This window comes from Wolbachia endosymbiont (group B) of Ennomos erosarius (genome assembly GCF_964026905.1).
Taxonomy (GTDB): domain Bacteria; phylum Pseudomonadota; class Alphaproteobacteria; order Rickettsiales; family Anaplasmataceae; genus Wolbachia.
Genome location: NZ_OZ034708.1, coordinates 812,349 through 828,622, shown reverse-complemented (window position 1 = coordinate 828,622; position 16,274 = coordinate 812,349). Strand labels below are relative to the sequence as shown.

Annotated in this window: 11 protein-coding genes and 5 pseudogenes; 8 read left to right on the top strand and 8 right to left on the bottom strand. The window is 35.8% G+C overall.

What is annotated here, in order from left to right; all coding sequences use genetic code 11:
- Window positions 1-85: 85 nt before the first annotated feature.
- On the bottom strand, window positions 86-937 hold the full coding sequence (locus AAGD95_RS04330) for an IS982 family transposase (RefSeq protein WP_410542088.1): 852 nt from the start codon (window positions 935-937) through the stop codon (window positions 86-88).
- 103 nt (window positions 938-1,040) lie between these two features.
- Between AAGD95_RS04330 and AAGD95_RS04325 the strand changes: the two are divergent.
- From AAGD95_RS04325 to AAGD95_RS04315, 3 genes and pseudogenes are all read left to right on the top strand, one after another.
- A pseudogene (locus tag AAGD95_RS04325) lies at window positions 1,041-1,538 on the top strand (IS982 family transposase); the annotation flags it as partial.
- A gap of 386 nt (window positions 1,539-1,924) precedes the next feature.
- Window positions 1,925-4,435 carry a DNA mismatch repair protein MutS gene (mutS, locus tag AAGD95_RS04320; RefSeq protein ID WP_341818301.1) on the top strand — a complete coding sequence of 837 codons (2,511 nt, stop codon included), beginning with the start codon at window positions 1,925-1,927 and terminating at the stop codon, window positions 4,433-4,435.
- A gap of 146 nt (window positions 4,436-4,581) precedes the next feature.
- A pseudogene (locus tag AAGD95_RS04315) lies at window positions 4,582-4,747 on the top strand (PD-(D/E)XK nuclease family transposase); the annotation flags it as partial.
- A gap of 21 nt (window positions 4,748-4,768) precedes the next feature.
- Here the strand turns inward: AAGD95_RS04315 and AAGD95_RS06475 are convergent.
- From AAGD95_RS06475 to truB, 3 pseudogenes are all read right to left on the bottom strand, one after another.
- Window positions 4,769-4,894 (bottom strand): annotated as a pseudogene (locus AAGD95_RS06475) (IS982 family transposase); the annotation flags it as partial.
- Between the two features lie 71 nt (window positions 4,895-4,965).
- A pseudogene (locus AAGD95_RS04310) lies at window positions 4,966-5,556 on the bottom strand (IS982 family transposase); the annotation flags it as partial.
- 93 nt (window positions 5,557-5,649) lie between these two features.
- Window positions 5,650-6,177: pseudogene (gene truB, locus AAGD95_RS04305) on the bottom strand (tRNA pseudouridine(55) synthase TruB); the annotation flags it as partial.
- Window positions 6,178-6,322: 145 nt separating this feature from the next.
- Here truB and AAGD95_RS04300 point away from each other — a divergent pair.
- On the top strand, window positions 6,323-6,757 hold the full coding sequence (locus AAGD95_RS04300; protein ID WP_341818300.1) for a hypothetical protein: 435 nt from the start codon (window positions 6,323-6,325) through the stop codon (window positions 6,755-6,757).
- Window positions 6,758-6,829: 72 nt separating this feature from the next.
- On the opposite strand, the gene ribD is transcribed toward AAGD95_RS04300, so the two are convergent.
- Together ribD and AAGD95_RS04290 are read right to left on the bottom strand one after the other, a co-directional pair.
- Window positions 6,830-8,080, bottom strand: a complete 1,251-nt coding sequence (ribD, locus tag AAGD95_RS04295) for a bifunctional diaminohydroxyphosphoribosylaminopyrimidine deaminase/5-amino-6-(5-phosphoribosylamino)uracil reductase RibD (protein WP_341818299.1) — start codon at window positions 8,078-8,080, stop codon at window positions 6,830-6,832.
- Complete coding sequence (locus tag AAGD95_RS04290; protein ID WP_341818298.1) at window positions 8,080-9,279, bottom strand: deoxyguanosinetriphosphate triphosphohydrolase; 1,200 nt, start codon at window positions 9,277-9,279, stop codon at window positions 8,080-8,082. The genes ribD and AAGD95_RS04290 overlap by 1 nt, the downstream gene beginning before the upstream one ends.
- A gap of 47 nt (window positions 9,280-9,326) precedes the next feature.
- On the opposite strand from AAGD95_RS04290, the gene AAGD95_RS04285 reads away from it, so the two are divergent.
- Together AAGD95_RS04285 and AAGD95_RS04280 are read left to right on the top strand one after the other, a co-directional pair.
- Complete coding sequence (locus AAGD95_RS04285) at window positions 9,327-9,797, top strand: heme biosynthesis protein HemY (protein ID WP_341818297.1); 471 nt, start codon at window positions 9,327-9,329, stop codon at window positions 9,795-9,797.
- A 22-nt stretch (window positions 9,798-9,819) separates the two neighbouring features.
- Window positions 9,820-10,494, top strand: coding sequence for an ABC transporter ATP-binding protein (locus AAGD95_RS04280; RefSeq protein WP_265035059.1), 675 nt, complete (start codon window positions 9,820-9,822; stop codon window positions 10,492-10,494).
- Between the two features lie 246 nt (window positions 10,495-10,740).
- Here AAGD95_RS04280 and AAGD95_RS04270 read toward each other — a convergent pair whose 3' ends face one another.
- Window positions 10,741-11,439: an alpha/beta hydrolase gene (locus AAGD95_RS04270; protein WP_341818296.1), complete on the bottom strand. Its 699-nt coding sequence runs from the start codon at window positions 11,437-11,439 to the stop codon at window positions 10,741-10,743.
- A 155-nt stretch (window positions 11,440-11,594) separates the two neighbouring features.
- Between AAGD95_RS04270 and AAGD95_RS04265 the strand changes: the two genes are divergently transcribed.
- Both AAGD95_RS04265 and AAGD95_RS04260 read left to right on the top strand, forming a co-directional pair.
- Window positions 11,595-12,731 carry a cysteine desulfurase family protein gene (locus AAGD95_RS04265; protein ID WP_341818295.1) on the top strand — a complete coding sequence of 379 codons (1,137 nt, stop codon included), beginning with the start codon at window positions 11,595-11,597 and terminating at the stop codon, window positions 12,729-12,731.
- Window positions 12,732-13,352: 621 nt separating this feature from the next.
- Window positions 13,353-14,204, top strand: coding sequence for an IS982 family transposase (locus tag AAGD95_RS04260; protein WP_410542096.1), 852 nt, complete (start codon window positions 13,353-13,355; stop codon window positions 14,202-14,204).
- A gap of 1,154 nt (window positions 14,205-15,358) precedes the next feature.
- Here the strand turns inward: AAGD95_RS04260 and AAGD95_RS04255 are convergent.
- On the bottom strand, window positions 15,359-16,210 hold the full coding sequence (locus tag AAGD95_RS04255) for an IS982 family transposase (RefSeq protein ID WP_410542088.1): 852 nt from the start codon (window positions 16,208-16,210) through the stop codon (window positions 15,359-15,361).
- Window positions 16,211-16,274: the final 64 nt, after the last annotated feature.

Sequence of the window (16,274 nt, the reverse complement as noted above, 5' to 3'; positions counted from 1 at the left end):
GCGTACAACTGTGCAAACATTGTGATTTGAGTCTACCAGATCCCAGTGGGCTTTGTTGCATAGCACCTTAAACGCGAATTCTGGATTAAGGAAGGAAGAAAGTATAGGAAATAGAAGGCTTTTTGGATTTGATGGAATAGGAAATGAGAGTAGAAAAGATATGAACCAAAAAATTAACAGGGGATCTATGGCGAGTGTGTTCAATTTCTAGTCTATTTTTTAGGTAACCAAAAACAGTCTCAATGATAGACCTTTTTCTCAGTAAAATCTTCTCATTTAGCGAAATCAATGCATTTTTCATACCTTTTTTCACCTTGGTAACAAGTTTCAAACCTCGGTCAAACAGCTTCTGAAAAAGCTCTTTTGCAATATAACCTTTGTCACCAAACAAAAGGCCGGTTAATTTTTCCGTCAGATTTGGCACAGGTATCCTATCATCAACATTGCCTTTTGTTAGCGTAAGTGAATGAATTTCACCATTTTCATTGATTACCATATGTAATTTGAAACCAAAAAACCAGCCGTAAGTACTCTTGCTTAATTTTGCAATTCCAGCAAAAACTTTGTTTTTGGATATTCTTTTTGCATGACAAACTGCAATGGGAGTTGTGTCTATATATGAAATTCCAGTGTTTTCTGACTGTCCACAAAGCCAATGCAACAACATTGCTAAATGCCACAAAACCCTAGGCTTTAGAGCAACAAACCTGGTATATGAAGGCAACTTTGGAAACTCTGATTTGTAGAGCAACGTTAGGTAATGTAGATAGAAAGTTTTGAAATTTTTACACGGAGATTGTTGATATAGCAGGATTATTGTCATGATTTCGGAGTGCTCAATTTCCGTTGTTCTTGTGGGTTTTTTACCATTTGGCAGTAGTTTACCTGCAAAATTTTTCTCTATATCTCTGCAAAAATCATCGACCAAACAAAACAGTTTGTTATATCTTCCATGGTTAACCTCATCTGTTTTTTTATAACTGCTGAGTTTACCCTGTTTTCTTGCCTTTTCTATTCTCCTTTAATCCAGAATTCGCGTAAAAAGAATATCCAAAAACAAAGTTTTTGCTGGAATTGCAAAATTAAGCAAGAGTACTTACGGCTGGTTTTTTGGTTTCAAATTACATATGGTAATCAATGAAAATGGTGAAATTCATTCACTTACGCTAACAAAAGGCAATGTTGATGATAGGATACCTGTGCCAAATCTGACGGAAAAATTAACCGGCCTTTTGTTTGGTGACAAAGGTTATATTGCAAAAGAGCTTTTTCAGAAGCTGTTTGACCGAGGTTTGAAACTTGTTACCAAGGTGAAAAAAGGTATGAAAAATGCATTGATTTCGCTAAATGAGAAGATTTTACTGAGAAAAAGGTCTATCATTGAGACTGTTTTTGGTTACCTAAAAAATAGACTAGAAATTGAACACACTCGCCATAGATCCCCTGTTAATTTTTTGGTTCATATCTTTTCTACTCTCATTTCCTATTCCATCAAATCCAAAAAGCCTTCTATTTCCTATACTTTCTTCCTTCCTTAATCCAGAATTCGCGTTATTAGCACTGTTAGCTCTGAAATATCTGTTGATGATGCAACTGCCGCTAATAAAAATAATAAAGAAGGGCCACAACCTACATATAGCTGACCCAAGTATACCGCGATTCATTCTACAACTGTACGAACATTGTCTAGCAGGAGGGTGTCATCCCAGCGCCCCTATGATGTCATTCCAGCGCGTGACGCTGGAATGACAACTGATACTCCTACTCTTTATGTCATCCAAGTAGCTAACACCGTGATCCAGGAAATCTAATTGTTTTAAATTTTCCCCTCTATACACCTATTTAAAATTTATGTTATTCACATGTGCAATATAATCTATAATAACATTGAATTTATTACCAATACAATATATTAAAAAATATTATGAGCTTTGTGAAAGAAAGAAACACTCCTGTGATGGAGCAATATTTGAACCTGAAAGCTCAATACAAGGATCATCTGCTATTTTATAGGCTAGGAGATTTTTATGAGTTGCTTTTCGATGATGCTATTAAAGCTGCGAAATTGCTGAATATAGTGCTCACTAAGAGAGGTAATTCGTGTGGGCAAGAAATACCAATGTGTGGAGTGCCAGCACACAGTAGCGAATCTTACCTACACAAGCTAATAGATTTAGGATTCAAAGTAGCAATCTGTGACCAATTAGAAACTGCTGATGAAGCAAAAAAGAGGGGCTATAAATCCATAGTAAAACGTGATGTAGTGCGAGTTGTAACTCCAGGTACAATTATAGAAGATTCACTATTAGAGGATAAAAGCAATAATTATCTCGCGTCCATAGTTGAACAAAATGACGAATATGCTATTAGTTGGCTTGAATTATCAACGGGAAAATTTTTTCACACTTTAACGAGTTTGAAAGCTCTAGATAGTGATTTGTTGCGTATATCACCAAGAGAATTATTAATTTCTGAAAAATTCACTGAGGACGAAAAAATTAGATCGGTTTTAAAAAATTATAAAATATCAATTACGCAACACGCACAGAGCTTTTTTGAGTATAGTAAATCTCACAGAACATTATGCGAGTTTTATAAAATCACGGAACTTGGGAGTATAGGAAATTTCAGCAAAGTAGAAATCATGGCGTGTGGTGCACTACTTGAATATGTCAGAGTAACACAAAGGGGCTCTATTCCAAGGCTTGAATTCCCAAAAACCTATAAGCAACAAAATTTCATGCTTATTGATGCTTCAGCAAGGAGAAATCTTGAGTTGTTTTCAACTCAATTTGGTGAAAAGAAAGGTTCACTAATTTCAGTTATTGATCACACAGTTACAGCCTCTGGTGGACGCCTGTTAAAACAAATGCTTGCTTCACCACTTGCTTGCTCCAAGGCAATCAATTTGAGGCTCAGCACCGCTCAATTTTTTGTAAATAATCATGAGCCACGCAGAAAAATACGAGAAATGTTATCTAACATTCCAGATATTGAGAGGTCTTTATCGCGCTTAATACTAGGGCGTGGTTCACCAAAGGATATGAACCTATTAAAAATAGGCCTCGGAAAAACTTTAGAGTTGTCTGAGTTTCTGTCTACCTTGCATAATTATTGTTTAAGTGAAAAATCAGCAACTAACTCTCAGATGTCATTCCAGTGCTTGACCAGAGGAAAGGAATCAGTGTCTACTACTCAGGTGATAAGTAGTGACGAGAGTGAACTAAACACAATACATAAAAGCCTTGGCAATCATAAAGATCTATTTGAACTGCTAAATAGTGCTATACTTGATAATAACCTCAGTTCCATGAAAGAAGGAGGGTTTATTCACTCAAAATACAACTCAGAATTATCTGAGTTATCCTACATATTAAATAACAGTAACAAGTTGATAACCAAACTCCGTGAATCTTATCGCAACCTAACTGGCATTGCCGCACTCAAAATATTACACAACAACATACTCGGTTATTACGTTGAAGTGTCGGCAAATCACAAAATAACTTTGGATATATTTATTCATAGGCAAAGCTTAGCAAATAGCATGCGCTACACTACTAATGAATTGAAAGAACTAGAAAATAAAATTCTTACGGCACGTGATGCTGCAATCGGCTTAGAAATGAAAATTTTTAGTGAACTGTGTAGTGAAGTCGCTAAAGAATCTGAAAAAATTGCTTCTGCTGCAAATGCTTTGGCAAAACTTGATATTAGAACCGCGTTTGCAGAGCTTGCAGTGCAAAATAATTACGTAAAACCCATTATTGATGACAGCAAAGAGTTCAATATCTGTAGCGGAAGACATCCAGTGGTTGAAATTAACGATAAATTCATTGCAAATAGCATCAATTTAGCTGGTATACATCTAATTACTGGTCCTAATATGGCTGGAAAAAGCACTTTCTTGAGGCAAAACGCTCTCATTGCAGTTTTAGCTCACATGGGGTCATTTGTGCCAGCAGAGAGTGCGCATATTGGAGTGATTGACAAGATATTCAGCAGGGTTGGTGCAACAGATAATATAATAGCTGGTTATTCTACCTTCATGGTAGAGATGATCGAAACAGCAACGATAGTAAATCAGGCAACGGACCGTTCCTTGGTGATACTTGATGAAATTGGTAGGGGCACAGGGGTGTATGATGGATTATCTATTGCACAGGCGGTGATTGAACATATTCACAATGTAAATAAGTGCCGCGCCATTTTTGCAACTCATTATCATGAATTAACTAAAGTAAGCAAATACTTGAAGAACGTGAAATGTTTTTGTGTAAAAATAAGAGAGTGGAACGGAGAGGTTATCTTTCTACATGAAGTAATTGAAGGCATTGCAGATGAGTCATATGGAATACATGTGGCAAAACTTGCTGGTTTTCCTGATTCTGTTTTAAATAGAGCAAGTGAGGTGTTTGAGGAGCTAAAGGCTTGAGAGGAAATTCTTACATAACTATTGTTTAAGTGAAGAGTTGCCCACACAGTCCACCATATGTGTCAAATTAAGCTCAAAATTGTAAGCTTAAAATATGGTTGAATAATTGTGTGTATAATTATTAATCTTTTCTCAGTATTTTTACTATGGCTCTTTCTAAATTTCTTGATCCCAAGAATGATGTTGCGTTCCGGCGTATCTTTGGCACTGAAAAAAAATAAAGACATCCTCATTCACTTTCTCAATGATATTTTGGGGTTCACTGGCAAAGATGAAATAAAAGAAATAGAATTCCTCAGCACTATTCAAGATCTTACTAACGCGAATTCTGGATTAAGGAAGGAAGAAAGTATAGGAAATAGAAGGCTTTTTGGATTTGATGGAATAGGAAATGAGAGTAGAAAAGATATGAACCAAAAAATTAACAGGGGATCTATGGCGAATGTGTTCAATTTCTAACGCGAATTCTGGATTAATAGATGAGGTTACCCTGTTTTCTTGCCTTTTCTATTCTCCTTTAATCCAGAATTCGCGTTGAAAAAGCTCTTTTGCAATATAACCTTTGTCACCAAACAAAAGGCCGGTTAATTTTTCCGTCAGATTTGGCACAGGTATCCTATCATCAACATTGCCTTTTGTTAGCGTAAGTGAATGAATTTCACCATTTTCATTGATTACCATATGTAATTTGAAACCAAAAAACCAGCCGTAAGTACTCTTGCTTAATTTTGCAATTCCAGCAAAAACTTTGTTTTGGATATTCTTTTTGCATGACAAACTGCAATGGGAGTTGTGTCTATATATGAAATTCCAGTGTTTTCTGACTGTCCACAAAGCCAATGCAACAACATTGCTAAATGCCACAAAACCCTAGGCTTTAGAGCAACAAACCTGGTATATGAAGGCAACTTTGGAAACTCTGATTTGTAGAGCAACGTTAGGTAATGTAGATAGAAAGTTTTGAAATTTTTACACGGAGATTGTTGATATAGCAGGATTATTGTCATGATTTCGGAGTGCTCAATTTCCGTTGTTCTTGTGGGTTTTTTACCATTTGGCAGTAGTTTACCTGCAAAATTTTTCTCTATATCTCTGCAAAAATCATCGACCAAACAAAACAGTTTGTTATATCTTCCATGGTTAACCTCATCTGTTTTTTTATAACTGCTGAGTTTACCCTGTTTTCTTGCCTTTTCTATTCTCCTTTAATCCAGAATTCGCGTTACATATACACCACTACCACATATCATAGAAAAATTTGCACTATTATTTATGGTGTCCACAGATATCAATTTCAGTTCATGTATTTTGACTTGTCGGGACTTTATATTCACCTTTTGCCCACTTCTTGCCAATTTATACGCCCTTGCTCCTTTGATTTTTATTGCTGAAAATTGAGGAGGAGTCTGCTTGATCTCACCAATAAAATTTTTAATTGCACAATTTATTTGATTATATTGAGGTTCTATAGTGCTAGTTCTAATAATATCACCACCCAAATCGTCCGTTGTTCTTTGTTCACCCCATTTTATTGTGAAATCGTATGCTTTTAAGTCGCAAGATAAATACGGTATAGTTTTTGTTGCCTCGCCAAGAGCAATTGGCAGCACACCTGAAGCTAAAGGATCAAGTGTTCCCAGATGACCAGCCTTTTTTATCCCAAAAATCCTTTTAATTTGAGTTACAGCTTGTGCAGAACTAATTCCTATTGGTTTATCGAGATTCAGCCAACCATGTTTCATAGTTAATTATATACAATTGGTAACAGTTTAGCTTGAAATATATACTTTATGTAAAAAATGGCTTGACCAACATGCATTATTAACACATACTTAATCCTTTTATTAACCTTACTTTAAGAGGACTATTATGACTATAAAAAACATATTGAAGTGGGAAAATACTGCACATATAACAAAAATGAGTATTGAAGGTTTAGTTGCAGTTGCATCTTTAGCGGGAGCAATAACAGCAATATTAATTGCTACTAAAGTAATTGCTGGACCTGCATCTTTAGCACTTGTTGCTAGCCCTGCTGGAATTGCAGTTCTATTTATTGCCGCTGTATATTTTGCCGCAGCAGCTTACTGTTCATATCAGCAAATGAATGCAATAGAAGGCGCGAAGGGTGCACAAGGACCTGAAGGTAAACAAGGACCTGAAGGTAAACAAGGACTACAAGGTGAGAAGGGTGCACAAGGACCTCAAGGTGATAAAGGACCTGAAGGTGATAAAGATAACGTTGTAAAAACATTACTTGATGGACTTAGTGATGATGCTGTTAAACAGCAATTTAAGACTGCGCTTAATATTTCAAACTAATTAAATAAATTAGCATAACCAGAGGTAGATTTTCTACCTCTTTCTTTTTCCTTTCATTTGAATATGTAAAGGTTAAGGCAATCTATCCCACACCTCAGCTACATCCTCACTAAACTCTATTATCTCTGTTTTTTTGAACTGGTAACATTTGTTAATAGATTGAATTCCTAAATTTCCTATAAAAGGAGTGGCGTCATTACCTAAAATTTTACCACTGCGGCAGATTATCAACCTATCGATTAAACTATGCTTCAGTAGCTCTGTGATTAACACTCCTCCACCTTCAACTAATAACCTTGTTATGCCAATTTCTGAAACAAGCTTTGATGCCATGTCTTTTAGACAGACTTTGCCGATAACATCAGGTTCCGATGTCATTCCAGCGCGTGACGCTGGAATCCAGTTTTCATTATGCAATTGCTTGAAGTTTTCTGGATCCCAGTGTCTGGGCACTGGGATGACAGGAGAAGGCGTTGGAATGACAGGAGAGTGTGTTGGGGTGACATCTGGAATAACAGGAGGTTTGTGATTTGAATTGACTATCAAATAATTAATGTTTTTTATTTTTCTCTCTACTTCCTTATTTGTAATCACCCAAGTTATTACTTTATCTGCAGTCTTTGCAATATTGTGCTCTTCCTTCAATTTTGCTTGGCTATCAATAATTAGCCTTATTGGCGATCTATTTTCAAGTCCTGGTAATCTGCAAGTTAAGAGTGGATTATCGTTAATAAGAGTATTGCTGCCAATCATAATCGCATCATATTTTGTTCTAAGCTTCTGTACCCAATTTCTCGTATCTTCACTTGTTATCCATTTGCTATCGCCTATAAATGTTGCAATTTTCCCGTCAAGAGTTGTTGCGATTTTACAGGCTATAAATGGCCTGTGTAGTTTTTTAGTGGTGAAAAAGCCGACATTCAGTTCTTCTGCCTCTTTTTGCATAATTCCTTGTTTCACTTCAATTCCTGCTTCTTTCAGAGCTTTAATGCCTCCACCTAAAACTCTACTATCTGGGTCAATAGTTGCAATTACTACCCTTTTGACTCCAGCTCTTATAATTCCTGCGGTGCAAGGTTCTGTAACTCCAAAATGGCAACATGGCTCGAGCGTGATATACATAGTTGCATCTTGAGTTGAATCTTTCGCGTTTTGCAAAGCGACTACCTCCGCATGCGGACGCCCACCGATCCCTGTATATCCCTCACTAATAATTGTACCATCCTTTACAATAACACACCCGACAGCAGGATTTGGTGCAACATTTCCAAGATTTTTTTCTGCAAGTCTTAATGCAATTGACATGAAATGATCATCAGTCATTAGAAAGAAGTCATTTCATATGAGGTATCAAAAATTCTTCTGTGCTCGTGTATGGCAAATCTATCTGTCATACCCGAGATATAGTCACATATTATTACTGAACGCTGAGATTCACAAGCGAGTTTGCTCCACTCTGTGGGAAGTAATCCTGGGTTTTCATAAAAACATTGAAAAAGTTCCTGTATTATGCGTTTTGCTTTGTTCATCGTTCTACTCAGTTTATAGCTTCTGTATATTTTCTCCATGTTGAATCTTTTCATTTCTTTTGTAGCATTCGCAACTTCTGGTGAAAATGTGACTAGCATTTTATTTAGACTTCTTACGTCTTCTACGCTTTTTATTTTGTGATCTTCAATATTTCTTTCAGTCTGAGAAACAACATCGCTTATCATAGTTCCTATAGTTCCACTCAGTGATTCATGTATGAGTTTGCTCTGAGGTAATTCTGAATATCTGCTCCTTATGTCTTTAAACATTTTTCCAATTAAAGGGACATTCAGCAAATCTTCGATGGTTACTAAATTCGCCCTGAGTGCATCATCAAGATCGTGAACACTGTAAGCAATATCATCGGCAATTGAAGCAACTTGCGCTTCAATGCTTGAAAATTCTCCAAGTTTTAGATCATATTTTTTGTTGTATTCTAGCAATAGCTGATTATTTGTGTGAGATACTGCATTCTGACCAAGTAAGGGACCGTTATGTTTTGCAACCCCTTCAATCACCTCCCAACTTAGATTCATACCATCAAAGTCAGCGTGTTTTTGTTCGAGGTAAGTTAAAATCCTTATAGCTTGAACATTATGATCAAACTCATACTTCTCGTTATCAAGATTCAAATCTTGAACTGATTTCTTTAGAGCATCTTCACCTGCATGACCAAATGGAGGATGACCAAGATCATGTGCGAGCGCTATGCATTCAGTGATATCCTCATTTAAGCCAAGTCTACGCGCAATGGACCTTGCAATTTGTGCAACTTCAAGGCTATGAGTAAGCCGAGTGCGATAGTAGTCGTGCTCATAATTGATAAAAACTTGTGTTTTGTACTCCAATTTTCTAAACGCATTAGAGTGAATGATACGGTCCCTATCACGCTGAAAGCAGCTGCGATTCTCATCTTCTGGCTCTTTGAAGTATCTCCCTTTTGTTTTGCTTGGAAAGCATGCATAATTTAATAGAAAATTATTGTTTGACATGTAAAATTTCTACTATAATAAGTTATTAATAATAAACGGTGGTTACTATGTCAACAAATTACAACATCAACTTAACTGATAATGCACTAAAAAAAATCCACTCTCTTGCAGAGCAGGAAGGGGATAAGAGTTCCATTTTGCGTGTTGCAGTTTCAGGTGGTGGATGTTCTGGCTTCAAATACAATTTTCTTATGGATCAAATGAATAAAAATCTATCTTTGGATGATGAAGATGATGATTACGATGATGAGTTTGATGACGAAGACGAAGATGATGATTATGAAGAAAGCGAGGACTATAGAAGCCACTCCAGTTTTAGCGAAAAAGGTAAAGATATAGTAATTAATGATGAAAATGGCAATCCTGTATTAATGGTTGATAATTGTTCAGCAAAATTTTTAAATAACTCAGTTATAGATTATACTCAGAATCTCAGTGGTTCTGGTTTTCAAATAAAGAATACCCTTGCTAAGTCTCAATGTGGTTGTGGTAACAGTTTTTCGGTTTCCAAAACTTAGATGCCTTCTGGGTCTTTTAAACATGGGTGGTAATGTAGCACTAGAACTAACTTCTGTAGATAAAAGCTTCAAGGACAATTCTGCTGTTGTAAAGGATATCAACTTAAGTGTCACAAGAGGGCAAGTAGTAGCGCTGATTGGCGATTCAGGTGCAGGGAAAACAACTATATTGCAAATCGCAGGCTTGTTGGATAAGCCAACTTCAGGTATAGTTACGATAGATGGAATAAATTGCACACAAGCCAGTAATAAGCATAAAACCCATGTAAGAAGAAATTTTCTTAGTTTTGTTTATCAATTTCACTATTTGTTACAAGAGTTATCGGTGTTGGAAAATATTATGCTTCCTCAACTCATTGCAGGAAAAAGCAAAGCTGAAGCAAAAAAAAATTCGCAAGCAACATTGGAAAAATTTGGTCTGGAAAACAAAGCAAGTAGTATGATATCTGAAGTTTCAGGTGGGGAAAGGCAGAGAGTTGCAATTGCAAGAAGCATTGTAAATTCTCCAAAGCTTTTACTTGCAGATGAGCCAACAGGAAACTTAGATCCAACAAATTCTTTTAACGTGTTTTTACTGCTACATTCATACGTAAAGGAAAATAACAGCTCTATGCTTATAGTAACGCACAATCATCTCCTTGCAGAAAAGGCAGACTGCATTTTCCAATTGAGAGATCGATCATTAGTGAAGTTGTGAATAGGAAAAATAGCACAATTTAAAACTACCTATGCCTTATACTTATCTAACCAATGATCATTAACAGAGTACAACTCGCATGAAATGCTTTCATTGCTTTTTATACACGGACTTTTTAACTTACGCTGTTTACTTAGGGAACACCCCGATAACATAAACACAGCTAAAACAAAAAATAATAGCTTTTTAAACATAACAAAACCTTTTCATTTATATTACTACACTCATTTCTCTTGTTTGTAAAGATTAGGCATATTCTTTTACCCTTACCTCTTTTTTGACCTTTTGAGAAGAAATAGCTGCACTATTCAAGCGCAGTTTTATATAATCGTCTACGATTTGAGTCACTTCCTCTTCTTTATCCCTTAGAAAGTGATTAGTCTCATCTATTATATGGTATTTCATGTGATCACTTTTTACTGAATTTATCAACCTTTTTGCTAATTCTGTTACATCGCTTTCTTCTGAGATTGTATCATTACTGCTTTGTATTATAAGCCCAGAAACTGGACAGGGAGAAAGAAAAGAAAAATCGTACTTAGTTACCGGAAGAGAAAGAGCAATAAAACCCACTATCTCAGGGCGGCGCATTGTTAGCTGCATAGCCACCCATGCTCCAAAAGAAAAACCAGCGATCCAAATTGGAACGTTGCTAGAATTATGTTCCTGAAGCCAATCAATAGCTACCGCAGCGTCAGTTAACTCTCCTATACCCTTATCAAAAGTTCCAGTAGATTTTCCCACACCCCGAAAGTTAATTTTCAATGCAGAAAAATTGTTATCGATAAAAGACGTATATGTACTATGTACAATTTTACTATCCATATTACCACCATATTGAGGATGATGATGTAAAACCAGCACAACCGGCGCGTTGGCATCTTTGCTTTGGTGGTATTCACCTTCTATCTTTTTTGTTGTATTATTCAAAAAAACTTCAACCATGGTAACCCCTAATAAGAACCTGCTTGACAGGTATTGATGACGTGAGTTATTAATTATGTATTAATTTCGCTGTTTTTGCAATAAATTTTTTATCGTATTAAAGCTAACGTACATAGTTATGGTTATAGTTGATGGTAAACTTATTTAAGTGACAGATGAGTCCATTCTCTTTAGAAAATAGTGGTTGCGTATATGCTGATTACAATGCAACTGCTCCAATTAGTGAAAATGTAAAAAAAAGTATATTTGAGGTCTTGTTAAAACAAACGCTCAATCCATCATCACTACATAAAAGAGGACAAGAAGCGAGGAAGATTCTTCAGGAGGCAAGAGATAACGTACGTGGTGCTATTGGCGTCTCAAGTGATAAAGAAATAGTTTTTACGTCTGGTGCAACTGAAGCGAATAACCTTGTTATGAGAGGAATAGCAGGCTACCTGCATGTAATTTCAGCTATAGAGCATCCTTCAATTCTTAATTCTGCATGTAATCCATATATAATACCCGTTAATCAGGAGGGCATTGTTGACTTTTTAGAGCTAGAAAAAATTCTAAGCGAACTTAAAGGAAACAAAGCAATAGTTTCAGTTATGATGGCAAATAACGAAACCGGAGTTATTCAACCTATTGAGGAAATAGCTGAAATAGCACACAAATTTGGAGCAATTTGCCACACTGACACTGCTCAAAGTGTTGGGAAAATTAAAGTTAATATGGAAGATTTAGGAGTGGATTTACTCACTTTATCCGCCCATAAATTTGGCGGTGTAGCAGGCAGTGGAGTTTTAATATTCAATAAAGAACTTGCGATAGAACCTATTATAATAGGTGGTGGACAAGAGAAGGGATTTCGTGGTGGTACGGAAAATATTGTTGCAATTGCAGGCCTTTCTGCTGCACTGCAAAATATTCCAGATCTTCTATCAAAAATGGATGAAGTAAAGGAGCTACGTGATCAATTAGAGTGTGAATTATTAAATCTTGCCAGTGACATAAGAATCTTCGGTAAAAACTCTAAGAGGCTGCCAAACACAAGTTTTATTTATATGCCAGGAGTAAAGAGTGATGTGCAGCTCATGCATTTTGACTTGAATCATATTGCAGTTAGTAATGGTTCTGCATGTTCTTCTGGAAAAGTTGAGCCTTCCCATGTTTTGCTTGCAATGGGGGCAACAAAAGAGCAAGCAGAGTGTTCAATTAGAATCAGCATAGGTCCAGAAACTAAACCACAAGACATAAAAAAAATAGTGGATTGTTGGTATAATATCTACAAGCAGAACACCTTGGTATAGATAATACGTGGTATCATGCAGGGAGCTATAAATTAAATGTAAAAAATTACTTTACAAACTCCGCCAGCCCTCTTATCATGAAACTGAAGGTATTCAGTTATCTTCATCTATGCAGATTAAACAGCAAGAAAACAACGTAGTTGGCGTCTTATTTTTAATTTTTTGCACTATGTGCACCTTATGTCTTCACAGTATTTCTAGGTTTTTACCTACACAAGCTGAAACGCGCTTATAAGTCGTTTAAGACAGTATAGTACGCCAATTTGCAGGATTAGAGAGTGACAACTAGCTAACACGGGATATCTTTTGCCTTTTTTTCTGCTTAGTAAATTTCTTAAACATTTAAACTAAGGTGAGTTGCAATTAAAAGCAGCTAAATTGCAGTGTTTAAGACTAAAAAAACGCCAATACTGAAAATAGACAATGACCAGGGTTTCTTTTGCCTTTTTTTTCGTTTGGTAAATTTCTTAATGTTTACAGCTAACATGAACAAACATTTGAGAGTAATTTCCGCTAGTAACGCGAATTCTGGATTAAAGGAGAATAGAAAAGGCAAGAAAACAGGGTAAACTCAGCAGTTATAAAAAAACAGATGAGGTTAACCATGGAAGATATAACAAACTGTTTTGTTTGGTCGATGATTTTTGCAGAGATATAGAGAAAAATTTTGCAGGTAAACTACTGCCAAATGGTAAAAAACCCACAAGAACAACGGAAATTGAGCACTCCGAAATCATGACAATAATCCTGCTATATCAACAATCTCCGTGTAAAAATTTCAAAACTTTCTATCTACATTACCTAACGTTGCTCTACAAATCAGAGTTTCCAAAGTTGCCTTCATATACCAGGTTTGTTGCTCTAAAGCCTAGGGTTTTGTGGCATTTAGCAATGTTGTTGCATTGGCTTTGTGGACAGTCAGAAAACACTGGAATTTCATATATAGACACAACTCCCATTGCAGTTTGTCATGCAAAAAGAATATCCAAAAACAAAGTTTTTGCTGGAATTGCAAAATTAAGCAAGAGTACTTACGGCTGGTTTTTTGGTTTCAAATTACATATGGTAATCAATGAAAATGGTGAAATTCATTCACTTACGCTAACAAAAGGCAATGTTGATGATAGGATACCTGTGCCAAATCTGACGGAAAAATTAACCGGCCTTTTGTTTGGTGACAAAGGTTATATTGCAAAAGAGCTTTTTCAGAAGCTGTTTGACCAAGGTTTGAAACTTGTTACCAAGGTGAAAAAAGGTATGAAAAATGCATTGATTTCGCTAAATGAGAAGATTTTACTGAGAAAAAGGTCTATCATTGAGACTGTTTTTGGTTACCTAAAAAATAGACTAGAAATTGAACACACTCGCCATAGATCCCCTGTTAATTTTTTGGTTCATATCTTTTCTACTCTCATTTCCTATTCCATCAAATCCAAAAAGCCTTCTATTTCCTATACTTTCTTCCTTCCTTAATCCAGAATTCGCGTTATAAGGAAAGTGGTTGAAAACTTAGGTGTCGTATTTACAACAGCCCAAAGAGCAATCGTAAAGCTTGAAGATTTAGGCATCGTTTCACAAACTTCTCAAGGAAAGAGAGATCGGGTTTATTGTGCAACTGATATTTTGAATATTCTAGAAGAACCAACTAAGATTACAGAGAACTTCGATAGCACATTGTAGCTATTGTGATGAATAAATTCAGCAAACAGCAAGCTTAAAGAGTCTGATCCAATGGACATGCTGAACAAAAAGTAAGGAGCTCCTTTTGGAGAATTATATTAACTTATTAATCAATTGCTTGACTTTTAGCAGGATTTATTATATTATTTATTAATGAGTAATGCAATCAAATCAAGGAGGATAGCATGACTGGTGACGATAACAGAAAAACTTTACAATCGATAATTGCTGGCGAAAATAACAGTATAAGTAGAATTGAGAAGTTAAGAGATTTTCTTGGAAAAGAAAAAGAAATAACTATTAATAAAGACACATTTGCATGTGCTTTACGCTGCCCACAAACTACAAAGGAAGCGATAGTACACGAAATTCTGCTTCATTTTATACAAAATCCTGGCGAGCAATCACTAGAACAAGTAATACAATACTTAGATGGAGCAATAAAACCTAGGATATATGCAAAAAACAACCCAATAAGAAATCTAGATGAAGAATTTCGTACTCATATAAACTTTAAAGATGAAAAGGGAAGTACATTACTACATCATGCAGTTATAGGTAATAAAACTGAAGAAATAACCACCCTTCTTGTTACATATAGTGCAAATCCTTTGATACAAAACGCGGATAATAAAATTCCTTTAGATTTAGCTCAAGGAAAAACAAAAGAAGTGCTTATTAAAAGTATGAAAAAACAAGCTAATACGAAAAAAGAAAGCGCTATGATAGGCAGTTTGGTGCCTGGCATAATGATTGGTGGTTTTCTTGGTGTTGTACTTGGAGCTGGTGTATGTGTTGCAGTAAGTCTTTCTGGTGGTATGATACTAGGTGTAATGATAGCACCTGTTCTTGTTGCTAGTATAGCTGTTGGGCTGGCCATGTATTTTTTGAGTCAAGACTATGAACAGGCTAAAGCGATAGAAAAAACTATAAACGCGAATTCTGGATTAAGGAAGGAAGAAAGTATAGGAAATAGAAGGCTTTTTGGATTTGATGGAATAGGAAATGAGAGTAGAAAAGATATGAACCAAAAAATTAACAGGGGATCTATGGCGAGTGTGTTCAATTTCTAGTCTATTTTTTAGGTAACCAAAAACAGTCTCAATGATAGACCTTTTTCTCAGTAAAATCTTCTCATTTAGCGAAATCAATGCATTTTTCATACCTTTTTTCACCTTGGTAACAAGTTTCAAACCTCGGTCAAACAGCTTCTGAAAAAGCTCTTTTGCAATATAACCTTTGTCACCAAACAAAAGGCCGGTTAATTTTTCCGTCAGATTTGGCACAGGTATCCTATCATCAACATTGCCTTTTGTTAGCGTAAGTGAATGAATTTCACCATTTTCATTGATTACCATATGTAATTTGAAACCAAAAAACCAGCCGTAAGTACTCTTGCTTAATTTTGCAATTCCAGCAAAAACTTTGTTTTTGGATATTCTTTTTGCATGACAAACTGCAATGGGAGTTGTGTCTATATATGAAATTCCAGTGTTTTCTGACTGTCCACAAAGCCAATGCAACAACATTGCTAAATGCCACAAAACCCTAGGCTTTAGAGCAACAAACCTGGTATATGAAGGCAACTTTGGAAACTCTGATTTGTAGAGCAACGTTAGGTAATGTAGATAGAAAGTTTTGAAATTTTTACACGGAGATTGTTGATATAGCAGGATTATTGTCATGATTTCGGAGTGCTCAATTTCCGTTGTTCTTGTGGGTTTTTTGCCATTTGGCAGTAGTTTACCTGCAAAATTTTTCTCTATATCTCTGCAAAAATCATCGACCAAACAAAACAGTTTGTTATATCTTCCATGGTTAACCTCATCTGTTTTTTTATAACTGCTGAGTTTACCCTGTTTT